This is a genomic window from Blastococcus atacamensis (assembly GCF_002938425.1).
Classification (GTDB): domain Bacteria; phylum Actinomycetota; class Actinomycetes; order Mycobacteriales; family Geodermatophilaceae; genus Blastococcus; species Blastococcus atacamensis.
In genome coordinates this window covers 1-12637 of sequence record NZ_POQU01000099.1, presented here as the reverse complement: position 1 = coordinate 12637, position 12637 = coordinate 1, and the positions used below count along the sequence as shown (strand labels likewise).

At 73.8% G+C, this 12637-nt stretch carries 11 protein-coding genes; 7 read left to right on the top strand and 4 right to left on the bottom strand.

Going from position 1 to position 12637, the window contains the following annotated elements:
• Window positions 1–162 precede the first annotated feature (162 nt).
• Both rnpA and rpmH read right to left on the bottom strand, forming a co-directional pair.
• A complete protein-coding gene (gene rnpA / locus C5508_RS17290; protein WP_104526174.1) occupies window positions 163–543 on the bottom strand; it encodes a ribonuclease P protein component in 381 nt (126 codons plus the stop codon).
• Between the two features lies 1 nt (window position 544).
• Entirely contained in the window at window positions 545–682 is a 138-nt protein-coding gene (gene rpmH, locus C5508_RS17285) for a 50S ribosomal protein L34 (protein ID WP_040338882.1), read from the bottom strand.
• Window positions 683–1377: 695 nt separating this feature from the next.
• Between rpmH and dnaA the strand changes: the two genes are divergently transcribed.
• The 7 genes from dnaA to C5508_RS17250 all read left to right on the top strand — a co-directional run bounded on the left by dnaA (window position 1378) and on the right by C5508_RS17250 (window position 10951).
• Window positions 1378–3114: a chromosomal replication initiator protein DnaA gene (gene dnaA / locus C5508_RS17280; protein ID WP_104526173.1), complete on the top strand. Its 1737-nt coding sequence runs from the start codon at window positions 1378–1380 to the stop codon at window positions 3112–3114.
• 1000 nt (window positions 3115–4114) lie between these two features.
• The gene (gene dnaN, locus C5508_RS17275) at window positions 4115–5272 is read left to right on the top strand and encodes a DNA polymerase III subunit beta (RefSeq protein WP_104526172.1); all 1158 of its coding nucleotides are present in this window, start codon (window positions 4115–4117) and stop codon (window positions 5270–5272) included.
• A gap of 113 nt (window positions 5273–5385) precedes the next feature.
• Window positions 5386–6318, top strand: coding sequence for a phosphogluconate dehydrogenase (NAD(+)-dependent, decarboxylating) (gene gnd, locus C5508_RS17270; RefSeq protein WP_104526171.1), 933 nt, complete (start codon window positions 5386–5388; stop codon window positions 6316–6318).
• A 111-nt stretch (window positions 6319–6429) separates the two neighbouring features.
• On the top strand, window positions 6430–7608 hold the full coding sequence (gene recF, locus C5508_RS17265; RefSeq protein ID WP_104526170.1) for a DNA replication/repair protein RecF: 1179 nt from the start codon (window positions 6430–6432) through the stop codon (window positions 7606–7608).
• The gene (locus C5508_RS17260; protein WP_104526169.1) at window positions 7605–8108 is read left to right on the top strand and encodes a DUF721 domain-containing protein; all 504 of its coding nucleotides are present in this window, start codon (window positions 7605–7607) and stop codon (window positions 8106–8108) included. The genes recF and C5508_RS17260 overlap by 4 nt, the downstream gene beginning before the upstream one ends.
• Before the next feature lie 43 nt (window positions 8109–8151).
• Window positions 8152–9177 (top strand): hypothetical protein, encoded by a 1026-nt coding sequence (locus C5508_RS17255; protein WP_104526168.1) that lies wholly within the window; start codon window positions 8152–8154, stop codon window positions 9175–9177.
• Window positions 9164–10951 (top strand): ABC transporter ATP-binding protein, encoded by a 1788-nt coding sequence (locus C5508_RS17250; RefSeq protein WP_232797243.1) that lies wholly within the window; start codon window positions 9164–9166, stop codon window positions 10949–10951. Before C5508_RS17255 ends, C5508_RS17250 begins: the two co-directional genes overlap by 14 nt.
• Before the next feature lie 99 nt (window positions 10952–11050).
• Here the strand turns inward: C5508_RS17250 and C5508_RS17245 are convergent, their stop codons facing one another.
• The gene (locus C5508_RS17245; RefSeq protein ID WP_232797242.1) at window positions 11051–12133 is read right to left on the bottom strand and encodes an SDR family oxidoreductase; all 1083 of its coding nucleotides are present in this window, start codon (window positions 12131–12133) and stop codon (window positions 11051–11053) included.
• Window positions 12043–12637: NAD(P)H-binding protein (locus tag C5508_RS20405; protein WP_232797241.1), on the bottom strand; the 595-nt coding region annotated here is incomplete at its 5' end. The genes C5508_RS20405 and C5508_RS17245, both read right to left, overlap by 91 nt.

Here is a 12637-nt window from a genome sequence, read left to right as displayed (position 1 = left end):
TTCTTATCAATGTGAGTTATACATTTTATGTTTTTTTTCATGTGCCGACGCTCTCAGAAGCCTACATTAGCCTCTTCTTCGGCAGCGTCATATGTGTATAAGAGCCAGCCCCGCGCAGCAGCACCCGGGCCGCCACCGACCGGCGGCGCCCTCCGGCGGAGCTCATCGGGACGACGCCCGATCGCCCAGCAGGCGGTCGAGCCCCTTGACGAGGTCCTGGTGCAGGACGGCGGAGTCGGCGTCGGCTGCCTCGGGACGGGCCCGGACGACCAGGTCGGCGCCGACCGGCAGCCGATCGAGCTCGTGCCGGACGACGGCGCGCAGGCGCCGGGTCACCCGGTGGCGGACCACCGAGTTGCCCACGCTCTTGCCCACCACGAAACCGGCCCGTGCAGCCGCCGGGGACGCGAGGTCACCGGCCGGCTGCGCGGGCCGTTCGGAGAGGAGGTGCAGCACCATGGTCGGTCGCCCGGCACGCCGGCCGGATCGGACGACGGCACTGAACTCCGGGCGCCGGCGCAGGCGTGCCTGCGCGGGCAGCACGTCAGGCGGAGAGCTTCTCGCGGCCCTTGCGGCGACGGCCGGCCAGGATGGCCCGGCCCGCGCGGGTACGCATACGCAGCCGGAAGCCGTGGGTCTTGGACCGGCGGCGGTTGTTCGGCTGGAACGTGCGCTTGCTCACGAGGTACTCCCACTACACGACATCGGCGGTGCGCTCCCGTCGGTGGACGGGCGCGCGCAGGGCGCCGGAACGACACGATGGCCGCCCCCGGGAACCCTGGAAGCTGGCACTGCGGACGACCGACCGGACCCGGCGGCGCAGGCACGGCACCGACCGGGGACGGGCAGACCCGTCCACAGACTCCGACAAGCATAACCGAGGACCGGCGCCAGCCGGTGACCGGTGGCGGACGGACTGCCCATGATCACCCGGGCAGGCGCCTCCCAGGCCGGCGGCGCGCCGGGAGCCCCGCCCGGCCGGGTCTCCCACCGGAGCCTCCGGCGGGCGTACGGCGACGTCGGCCGTCGTTGCCGGGCTGTGGACGGGGCTGTTAGCGTCGCCGTCGCTCCGCGTCGGACGCAAGGGTCACGACGCGCGGGCCGACCTCGTCGGTCGACCGACCGCCGAGCCGCCCCCACACCCCCCTGTTCAGGCCTCTGACCAGCACGGATGCTGCGCCGGCCGCCGTCCGGTCCGCGGCCGGCGCAGGATGCAGCCGCCCGTGCACAGCCTGTGGAAACCCATGTGGACCACACGTGTCCGCGTGTCCACAACCGGTCATCCACGGACGACCGGCACGACGGCGGGGCCGGCACGGAGGTGCTGGGCGCACCGGGAGCGGCCAGGGGTCGTACAGCTTGGGAGGACGAGACCGCATGGCCGATGCCACGCCGGACCTGGCGACGGTCTGGGACCAGATCCGGGAGCGGCTGGCCACCAGCCTCTCCCCGCAGCAGAACGCCATGCTGAACCTCACCCGGCCGCTGATGCTGGTGGAGGACACCGCCGTCCTGGCGGCACCGAACGAGTTCACGCAGACAGTCCTCGAGTCCCGCATGCGGCGGGTGCTGGCGGAGGCGCTCTCGGAGCAGTTCGGCCGCGACATCCGCGTCGCCGTGCAGCTGGAGGACGCGCCCGCCCAGCCCGAGCAGCCGGCCGAGGCCGAACCGACCCGCCGCCCCTGGTCGGCCGCCGAGGTGCAGCGCGCCGAGGAGGACCGGGCCACCCGGGACCGCGCCGACGACGGTCGCAGCGCCTTCGGGGTGCGCACCGACGCCGTGGGGCCGGCCCCCTGGGACCGCGACTCCTCCGAGCGTGCCGCGTCGGCGGACTTCTCCCAGGTCAGGGAGCTGCACCCGGCCGACGGCCCGCAGCGTCCACCGGTCGACCGTGGAGCCCCCGAGGACTGGAGCACCACGCCGTGGGGCCCCGATGCCGGTGACTCCTCCGACGGCGACCGCACCGCCGACGTGCTGCCCTTCGACGTCGACTCCGGCGCCGCCGACCAGCGCCGCGGGGGCGGCGGGGGAGCGGGCGGTCGCACGCGCCGGCCCGAGGGCGGCCGGCCGGCCGGTCTGGACCCCGGCCTGAACGCCAAGTACGTCTTCGACAGTTTCGTCATCGGCAACAGCAACCGGTTCGCCCACGCCGCGGCGGTCGCCGTCGCCGAGGCCCCCGCCCGCGCCTACAACCCGCTGTTCATCTACGGCGAGTCCGGCCTGGGCAAGACCCACCTGCTGCACGCCATCGGGCACTACGCGGCACGGATGTTCCCCAACGTCCGCGTGCGGTACGTCAGCACCGAGGAGTTCACCAACGAGTTCATCAACCTGGTGCACTCCGGCCGGGCCGAGGACTTCCGCCGCCGCTACCGGGACATCGACTTCCTGCTGATCGACGACATCCAGTTCCTGGAGCGCGCCGAGCGCACCCAGGAGGAGTTCTTCCACACCTTCAACACGCTGCACAACGCCAGCAAGCAGATCGTCATCACCTCCGACCGTCCGCCGAAGAAGCTGACGACGCTGGAGGACCGGCTGCGCACCCGCTTCGAGTGGGGCCTCATCACCGACGTCCAGGCGCCGGACCTGGAGACCCGCATCGCCATCCTGCGCAAGAAGGCCTGGGGCGAGCGGTTGCAGGTACCCGACCCGGTGCTGGAGTTCATCGCCAGCAAGGTGCAGACCAACATCCGCGAGCTCGAGGGCGCGCTGATCCGGGTCACCGCGTTCGCCAGCCTCAACAAGCAGCAGGTGGACCTGCCGTTGGCCGAGCTGGTGCTCAAGGACCTGATCAGCGACGAGCAGGGCCCGCAGATCACCGCGGCGATCATCATGGCCGCCACCGCCGAGTACTTCTCCGTGACGATGGAGGAGCTGCAGGGCACCAACCGCAGCCGCACGCTGGTCAACGCCCGTCAGATCGCGATGTACCTGTGCCGCGAGCTCACCGAGCTCTCGCTGCCGCGGATCGGTGCGTCCTTCGGCGGCAAGGACCACACCACGGTCATGCACGCGGTCAAGAAGATCACCAACCTGATGAGCGAGCGCCGGGCGACGTACACGCAGGTCACCGAGCTGACCGCCCGGATCAAGAGCCGCGCCCGGCAATAACACTGCGGTCCTCCGGACCGCACCGCCTCCAGCTGCCGTTCCCCGGTGCCGTGGAGCCCTTTCGTCGTGCCTGCGCGGAAGCCTCCGGCCCCCACTCGGCGCGGCACTCGGTGCCATTCCGGGGTGTCGCCGGGGACGTTCCGGGGAGGTCGTCCGGCCACCTGAGCGTCGTCGTTCGCACCGGGTCCGGTCACCTCCGCGGAGTGGTCGACAAGTCGTTGTCCACACCTGTGTGGATCCCTGGGGACGACGGAAGCCCAGCATTCCGGGCCCATCACGGGCGCACGGCCACCGGCCGCGGTCGACAGATCGAGAAGTTGTCCCCAGGAATGTGCACAGGTTGGGGAGATCTCTCCCCGGACGGGACCGGGCCGGCGACGTGGGCGGCCGTCCCCCGCGCCGCCCACGTCCTGTCCCAGACCCCGCACACGCGTGTGACCTGCAGGTACGTCCGTCGACAGCGGGAACCGACGGATCGCCGGCCGCACCGGGCCGACGAGGGTGGGTATGACCTGGGGACGGACCTGGGGCGGACGGGGGACGGACCGTGGAGTGGCGCGGACGACGGTGAACAACCGTCGATCTGTCCACGTGTCGACAACAGGAAGACGCTGACCGCCCACAGCGGACCAACAGGCCCGGTCGGCGGCTGACCTGCGCAAAGGGGCCCGATCCCCAGGTTCCACACGTGTGATGACGAGGATGAAGGAGTTATCTCGAAGAATTCTCGAACCACATTCTGGGTGGGGATGCTGCGCTGCCAGGGCCAGGAGCGGGTTCCAGGACAGGCACCGGTGGGGGCGCCGGCGCACCGCGGGCCACGGAGAGGGCAGCAGATGGCCCGATCAGGGACGGGGTTTCCCCGCAGAGCACTGCACCAGGCACGATGAGCACCGCATCGGAGCCCCGCGCCCGGTGCGCGACTGAGGACGAGCTCTGCCCGAACCGGGCGCCGCAACCAGGCGGCCGGCAGGCGGACCGAACATGGGTGGGTCGAGAGATGAAGTTCCGGGTGGCACGTGAGGTGCTCGCCGACGCCGTCGCCTGGACGGCGCGCAGCCTGCCGCCGCGGCCGTCGGTGCCCGTGCTGGCCGGCATCCTGCTCGAGGCCGACGGGACGCTGCTGTCGGTCTCCGGCTTCGACTACGAGGTGTCGGCCCGGGCCGAGATCGACGTCCAGACCAGCGAGAGCGGACGCGTCCTGGTGCCCGGCCGGCTGCTCGCCGAGATCACCCGCGCGCTGCCGCCGCACCCCGTCGACATCACCGCCGAAGGTCCCCGGCTGGCCATCACGTGCGGGAACGCGCGGTTCAGCCTGCCCACGCTGCCGGTGGACGACTACCCGTCGCTGCCGTCGATGCCCTCGGCCGCCGGTCTGGTCGACAGCGACGTCTTCGCCGAGGCGGTGGCCCAGGTCGCCATCGCCGCCGGACGCGACGACACCCTTCCGATGCTCACCGGTGTGCGCCTGGAGATCGAGGACGACCTGATCACCCTGGCGGCGACCGACCGCTACCGCCTCGCCGTCCGCGAGTTCGCCTGGCGCCCGGAGACCTCCGGCCTGTCCGCCGCCGTCCTCGTCCCGGCCCGCACCCTGGCCGACGCCGCCAAGACGCTGACCAGCGGGCCGGAGATCACGCTCTCGCTGTCCTCGGGCAGCTCCGGCGAGGGCATCCTGGGCCTGTCGGGCAAGGACCGGCAGACGACCACCCGGCTGCTCGACGCCGAGTTCGTCAAGTACCGCGCGATCATGCCGAACGAGTCGCTGTCGCACGCCACACTGCCGGTCGGGCTGTTCACCGACGCCGCCAAGCGCGTCGCCCTGGTCGCCGACCGCGGAACCCCGCTGCGCTGCGAGTTCACGCCGGGCCAGGTCACCCTGCGGGCGGGCGGCACCGATGACGAGGGCCAGGCCGAGGAGCGCTGCGACGTCGACTTCGACGGCGACCCCCTGACCATCGGCTTCAACCCGACGTTCCTGCTCGACGGTCTGGCGGCCGTGCACACCGAGCGTGCGCGCATGGACTTCACCAGTCCGCTGAAGCCGGCCGTGCTCTCCGGAGTGGACGAGCCGCCGGCGGATGACGCACCGGTCGCTCCGGCCGGGCGGACGGGCAGCTACCGGTACCTGATCATGCCGGTGCGCCTTCCGGGCTGACAGAAGGACCTCGCCGCCCCCACCGCTCGCAGGCTCGCGGCGGGACCCTGCAGCGAGGCCGGTAGCCGGGCACGATGGGCGAGCACGCCGAGATCGCAACGAGAGGACACACCGTGCAGCTGGGGCTGATCGGGCTGGGCAAGATGGGCGGCAACATGGCCGAGCGCGTGAGTCGCGCCGGTCACGAGGTCGTCGGGTACGACCGTGCGCCCGGTAAGCGGGACGTCGAGACGCTTCCGGAGCTGGTCCAGGCGCTCACCGCGCCCAGGGTCGTCTGGGTCATGGTCCCCGCCGGTGAGCCGACGCGGGCCACGATCAAGGAGCTCGCCGACCTGCTCGAGCCCGGCGACGTCATCGTCGACGGCGGCAATTCCAAGTACACCGACGACCAGGTGCACGACGTGATGTGCCGCGAGAAGGGCATCGGCTACGTCGACGCCGGCGTCTCCGGCGGGGTGTGGGGCCTGGAGAACGGCTACGCCCTCATGGTGGGCGGCACGAAGGACGACGTCGCCAAGGTGCAGCCGGTCTTCGACGCCCTCAAGCCCCCGGCTCCCGTGGACGAGTCGGGCCAGGAGCTGCCCGCGGCGGGCTTCGTGCACGCCGGCCCGGTGGGTGCCGGCCACTTCAGCAAGATGGTCCACAACGGCATCGAGTACGCGATGATGCAGGCCTACGGCGAGGGCTACGAGCTGCTCGCCGCCGTCGACCTGATCGAGGACGTGCCCGGCGTCGTCCGCTCCTGGACCCAGGGCACGGTCATCCGCTCCTGGCTCCTGGACCTGCTGGTCCGCGCGCTGGACGAGGACCCGTCGCTGGACAAGGTCAAGGGCTACGCCGAGGACTCCGGCGAGGGCCGGTGGACCGTGGAGCAGGCCATCGAGAACGCCGTGCCCATGCCGACGATCGCCGCGTCGCTGTTCGCGCGCTTCTCCTCGCGCCAGGAGGACTCGCCGACCATGAAGGCCGTCGCCGCGCTGCGCAACCAGTTCGGCGGGCACGCCGTCCGGGCCGTGCAGGCGCAGGAGGCCGAGCGTCCCGCATGACGAAGGACCCCCCTGCCCCCCATCGCTCGCAGGCTCGCGTCGGGACTCTGCACGGGGGCCGTTCCAGTGCCTCACCTCGGCGCGGGGCCCTGCAGGGGGGCCGTTCCTGACATGTACGTCCGGCACCTGCAGGTCGGATCGTTCCGCAGCTGGGACCGGGTCGACCTGGCGCTGGGCCCGGGGCCGACGGTCTTCGTCGGCCGCAACGGCGAGGGGAAGACCAACCTCGTCGAGGCCGTCGGGTACCTGGCGACGATGAGCAGCCACCGGGTCTCCGGTGACGCCCCGCTGGTCCGTCACGGCGCCGGCCAGGCCGTGGTGCGCGCGGCGCTGCGGCGGGGGGACCGCGAGCTGCTCGTGGAGGTGGAGATCAACCCCGGCAGGGCCAACCGGGTCCGGGTGAACCGCGCCCCGCTCCCCCGGCCCCGGGAGGTGCTCGGCCTGGTCCGCACGGTGCTGTTCGCGCCCGAGGACCTCTCGCTCGTGCGTGGCGACCCGACCGAGCGCCGACGCTTCCTCGACGAGCTGCTGGCCACCCGCACCCCTCGCCTCGCCGGCGTCCGCAGCGACTACGAGCGGGTGCTCAAGCAGCGCAACGCCCTGCTCAAGACGGCGCGGATGGCCCGGGGCAAGGCCATGGAGACCCTCGACGTCTGGGACGGCCACCTCACCGACCTCGGCGGTCAGCTGCTGTCGGCCCGCCTGCGCCTGGTCGCGGACCTGGCACCGCACGTCGCGGAGTCCTACGCCGGCGTCGCCGGGGAGGGCGCAGCGGTTGCCGCCCTCGGCTACAGCTCGACCGTGCCGCTGGCCGGCGACGGCGCCGCCCTGGGCGCGGGCGCGGAGCTGCCGTCGGTCGAGGAGCTGACCGCGGCGATGGCCGCCCGGGTCGCCGAGCGCCGCGGTGACGAGCTCGACCGGGGCATGACCCTGGTCGGCCCGCACCGCGACGACCTGGTTCTCCACCTGGGGCCTGCGCCGGCGAAGGGCTTCGCCAGCCACGGCGAGTCCTGGTCGCTGGCCCTCGCGCTGAAGCTGGCCACCTTCGCCCTGCTGCGGGCCGAGGGCGAGGACCCCATCCTGGTCCTGGACGACGTCTTCGCCACCCTGGACGCCGAGCGGCGGGCGGCGCTGGCAGCGGTCGCCCGGTCGGCGGAGCAGACGCTGATCACCGCCGCGGTGGTCGACGACGTGCCGCCGGAGCTCCGCGGCGCGCGGGTCGAGGTCGGGGGCGGGTACGCCGTCGTCGTGAAGGATGCGATCGCGGCCACCGAGGGAGGCACCCCGTGAGCGACGACGACCGGCCCGCCCGGCCCAGCGACATCGCCCGCGCCGCGCTGGAAGCCGCCCGCGCGGCCTCGGCGTCGCGGCCTCGGCCGACCCGGCGGCGGATCGCCGGACCACGCCGGTCCTGGAGCGGGCCGGGCCCCGGGGCCGACGACCCCCAGCCCTTCGGAAGGCTCGTCGACTCGCTGGTCAGCCAGCAGGACTGGTCCGAGCGCACCCGGGTGGGAGCGGTGTTCGGCCGCTGGTCGGTGATCGTCGGGCCCGACATCGCGGCCCACTGCCGGCCCGAGACGCTGAGCGAGGGGGAGCTGCTCGTCGTCGCGGAGTCGACCGCCTGGGCCACCCAGCTGCGATTGCTGGCGCCCACCATCCTGGGCAAGCTGCGCGCGCAGGTGGGCGGGGACGTCGTGACGAAGCTGCGCGTTGTCGGTCCGACGGCCCCCAGCTGGAAGAAGGGCCCGCGTTCCGTGCGCGGCCGGGGGCCCCGCGACACCTACGGATGAGGCGCCCGACGCACCGGTGCGGCGCCGGGAGGACGATGCAGCGATGAGCAGTCCACGCGACCCTGAGGACCGGGACGGTTTCGGCGGCCCCGACGACAGCGGCGACTGGCGGGAGCCGCCGCACCTGGGTCCTGGTGGATCCGGGGTCCCGGGCGGTCCCGGCGACGATGTGGACGAGCCGAACTTCGCCGACCGTCGACGCCGGCCCCGGGACGAGTCGGAGTCGCTGAGCTCCGCCTCCTGGCAGCCGCCCGGGTGGGACCTGCCGGCTGCCGAGCCGCAGCGTCCGGTCCCGCCGTCGGCCGACGTACCGCCCCCGTCGCGGGGCGTGCCGCTGGAGAAGCCGCCGCTCCCGGACCCGCCACCCCCGGGACCGCCGCTGCCGGGGACGCCACCGGAAGCCGTCGTGCGGCCGGAGCGGCGCAGGGGCAGCCGCGCCCGCGGCGCCGCCGACCGGGTCTTCGCCTACCAGGGTGACCTCGTGGGCGCGCAGGGATGGGCGCTCCAGCAGGGCTGGACGGTCACCGACGGCACGGCGCCGGAGGACGCGGTCCTGGCCGACCTGATCGCCGGGTCCCCGGTGCGGGCGACCAAGGACCACCGCGCGGGGAACGTGCTGCGCGGCCGTGCCGGCGGGCTCGAGCTGGTCGCCTTCGACGTCGTCTTCGCCTCCGGTCGCTACGTCGTCCCCGAGTACGCGGTCACCGCGGCGCCGGTGCTCGGCGACGTCCCGGCCTTCCGGCTGAGCCCGGCCCGCTTCTGGCGGCACCGCACCGGCGGCCTCGTGCCGCTGGCCGGCGGCGACCCCGCTTTCGACGCTCGCTGGCTGCTGCTCGCCGGTGCCGACGACCCGCGGTTGCACCGGCTCGCGCAGGACCCGGCGGTGCACGCGCTGCTGCTCGGCACCGACGACGGCGACGAGTTCTGGTCCGGCGCCGTGCGCGGGGGCGGTGGGGTGGGTGACTACATCGCCGCCATCCGTCCCGACGGCCACCGACCGCAGCTGCTCGAGCACCACGCCCGGCTGCTGACCGCGATCGTGGGTGTCCTGGGAAGTGGCCCGCACTGACCGGCCCGCGGTGAGCGACGAGGCGCCGGCGCCCCCCGCCCAGGTGCGGGACCTGCTCCCCCTGCTGCGTCCCCACCGGCGGTCACTCGGGCTCGCCGCGGGCCTGTCCCTGGTCGGCGCCGCCGCCGCCCTGGCGCAGCCGGCGCTGGTCGCCCGCGTCATCGACGCCGTGGGTGCGGGGCGCTCGGTGGCCGCGGCCGTCGGCGCGCTCGTGGTCGTCCTCGTTGTCGGGGCGGTGCTGGGAGCGGCGCAGCAGTTCGTCCTCCAGCGCACCGGCGAGGGCGTGGTGCTCACCACCCGCCGCACGCTGGCCGACCGGCTGCTCCGGCTGCCGGTCGCCGAGTACGACCGGCGGCGCACCGGCGACCTCATGTCGCGGGTCGGTGCCGACACCACGCTGCTGCGCGCGACCGTGACCTCGGGGATCGTGGAGATCGCCGGCTCGGTGGTCATCGCCGTGGGCGCCCTGGTCGCGATGGCCCTGGTCGACGTGTGGCTGCTGCTGGTCACCCTGCTCGCCGTCGGCCTGGGGATGGCCGTGGCGATCAGCGTCTCGCGCGGCATCCGCCGACTGTCCCGCCAGGCGCAGGAGGCGGTCGGTGCGATGACCGCAGCTCTGGAGCGGGCGCTGTCGGCGGTGCGTACCATCCGGGCCAGCGGCGCGACCGCACGGGAGGTTCGGGCGGTCTGGGACACCGCCGGACGCTCGTACGCCGCCGGTGTGCAGGTCGCCCGGCTGCAGGCGCTCGTCTCGCCGGCCAGCTCGATCGCGGTGCAGGGCGCCTTCCTGGCCGTGCTCGGGCTGGGCGGCTACCGGGTCGCGGCGGGCTCCATCGGCGTCGCCGAGCTCGTCGCGTTCATCCTCTACCTGTTCCTGCTGGTCATGCCGCTGGGCCGGTTCGTGCACGCCTGGACGGAGGTGCAGAGCGGCCTCGGTGCACTCGCCCGGATCCAGGAGATCCTCCGGCTCGCCCCCGAGGAGGACGACCGCCCCGAGCGCGGCGGACCCGTCGTCGTCCCCCGCACACCCTCGGCCGGCAACGCGACGCCGCTGCTCGAGCTGGACGACGTCTCCTTCGGCTACCCGGACGGGACGCCGGTGCTGCACGGGATCTCCTTCAGCGTGCGGGCCGGCAGCCGGGTGGCCCTCGTCGGGCCGTCGGGCGCGGGCAAGTCCACCGTCCTGGCCCTGATCGAGGGCTTCTACCCGCTCTCGGGCGGGTCGATCCGGTGGGTGGGGACCGACGTGCGCGATCTGCCGCGGGCGGCGCTGCGGGCCCGGCTGGGCTACGTCGAGCAGGAGGCGCCGGTCCTGGCGGGGACCATCCGGGACAACCTGCTCCTCGCCGCTCCGGACAGCAGCGACGCCGACCTGTGGGCGGTGCTGGCCGACGTGGGGCTGACCGCCCTCGTGCAGCGCTCGCCCCGTGGTCTCGACGTACCGGTGGGCGACGACGGTGTCCTGCTCTCCGGTGGGGAGCGGCAGCGGCTGGCCATCGCCCGCTCCCTCCTCGCCCGGCCGGAGCTGCTGCTGCTCGACGAGCCGACCGCCAGCCTCGACGCCCGGAACGAGGGGCTGCTGCGCGACACCCTCGCCGCCGCCTCGGCCGACCGGGCGCTGCTCGTGGTCGCCCATCGGCTGTCGACCGTCCGGGACAGCGACGAGATCGTGGTTCTCGACAGCGGCCGGGTCGTCGCCCGCGGCACGCACGACGACCTGGTGGAGACCAGCCCGCTCTACCGGGAGCTCGCCGCCGCCCAGCTCCTCGTGTGAGGCCCGGAACGATCAGGAGACCTGATCACTCCGGGTCCTGGCTCACGGTTGACGGTGAGCCAGGACCCGGGACGGCGAGCCAGGACGGCGGCTCGTCCCTCAGCCGGGCTGCTCGGCTGCCCGGACGATGCCGCGCAGCATGCCGCCGAAGATGAAGCCGTGGAACACCGCCACCGCCCACCAGTAGGCATGGCCGGCGAGGCCGCGGGGAGCGAACGTCGCCCGCTGGGACAGGGTCGCCCCGCCGTCGCCGGGTCCGTGTTCCACGTGGAACTCCAGCCAGGCCAGGCCGGGCAGCCGCATCTCGGCCCGCAGCCGCAGCAGCCGGCCCTCCTCGCGCTCCTCGACCCGCCAGAAGTCCAGGGCGTCGCCCACGTAGAGGCGGTCGGGGTCGCGGCGCCCGCGGCGCAGGCCGACGCCCCCGACGTCGCGGTCCATCCACCCGCGCACCCGCCAGGCCAGCGGCCACGAGTACCACCCGCGCACCCGCCAGGCCAGCGGCCACGAGTACCAGCCGCGCTCCCCGCCGATGCCCTCGACCACCCGCCACAGCCGCTCCGCGGGCGCCGTCGTGGCCAGCACCCGCTCGTCGACGTACAGGCTCCCGCCGGCCCAGTCCGGATCGGTCGGCAGCGGATCGGACGGGGCGCCGGGCACCGAGGCCGACGCCCAGCGGGTGGTGACGGCGGAGTTCCGTACCCGCTGCACCGCCAGCCGCACGGCCTCGTCGAAGCCGAGCAGCCCGTCGGGCGGGTCCGGCACGTAGGCGGCGATGTCGTGCTCCGTGCAGACGACGGTGTTGCGCAGCGACTCGACCAGCGGCCGGCCGATCCCAGCGGGCACCGGGGTGATCAGGCCGACCCAGTGGCTGGACAGCGACGGGGTGAACAGCGGCACCGGCAGGATCCGCCGCCGCGGCAGCTCGGCCACCCGCGCGTAGCGCTGCATCATCTCGGCGTAGGTCATCCGGTCCGGACCACCGATGTCGAAGCAGCGGTGCACCTCGGCGGGCAGCCGGGCGGAGGCCACCAGGTACCGCAGCACGTCGCGGATGGCGATCGGCTGGATTCGGCTGTCCACCCAGCGGGGCGTCACCATGACCGGCAGCCGCTCGGTGAGGTACCGCAGCGTCTCGAACGACGCCGACCCCGAGCCGAGGACGACGGCGGCCCGCAGCACCACGGTCGGTACCCCGGAGCCAGCAGGATGGCGGCCACCTCCGCGCGCGAGCGCGGGTGCGGGGAGAGCTCCTCGTCCTGAGGCTCCAGCCCGCCGAGGTAGACCAGGCGCCGCACCCCCGCCGCACGGCCCGCGTCGACCATCACCCGTGCGGTCCGCCAGTCGGTCTCCTCGAACGACGGGCCGGTGCCCAGCGCGTGGATCAGGTAGTAGACGACGTCCACCCCTTCGCACGCAGCGGCGACGGCGTCGGGGTCACCGGCGTCGGCACGGGCCACCTCCACGTCGGCGGACCAGGGGTGGTCGCGCAGCCGTTCCGGGGAACGGCTCATGACCCGGACGCGGTGCCCGGCGGCCAGCAGCTCGGGCACCAGACGCCCGCCCACGTAGCCGGTGGCGCCGGTGACCAGGCAGGTGAGCGAGCGGGCCCGCCGCGGGCGGCGCCGTCGGGACGGGCGGGAACGGGTCCGGGGTACACAATTACCCTTGCCAATACATGAGAATCGA

Bases quoted from the DNA above. Each gene is read 5' to 3' on its own strand.
- dnaA (WP_104526173.1), top strand. From the start codon at position 1,378: ATGGCCGATGCCACGCCGGACCTGGCGACGGTCTGGGACCAGATCCGG.
- dnaN (WP_104526172.1), top strand. From the start codon at position 4,115: ATGAAGTTCCGGGTGGCACGTGAGGTGCTCGCCGACGCCGTCGCCTGG.
- recF (WP_104526170.1), top strand. From the start codon at position 6,430: ATGTACGTCCGGCACCTGCAGGTCGGATCGTTCCGCAGCTGGGACCGG.
- C5508_RS17255 (WP_104526168.1), top strand. From the start codon at position 8,152: ATGAGCAGTCCACGCGACCCTGAGGACCGGGACGGTTTCGGCGGCCCC.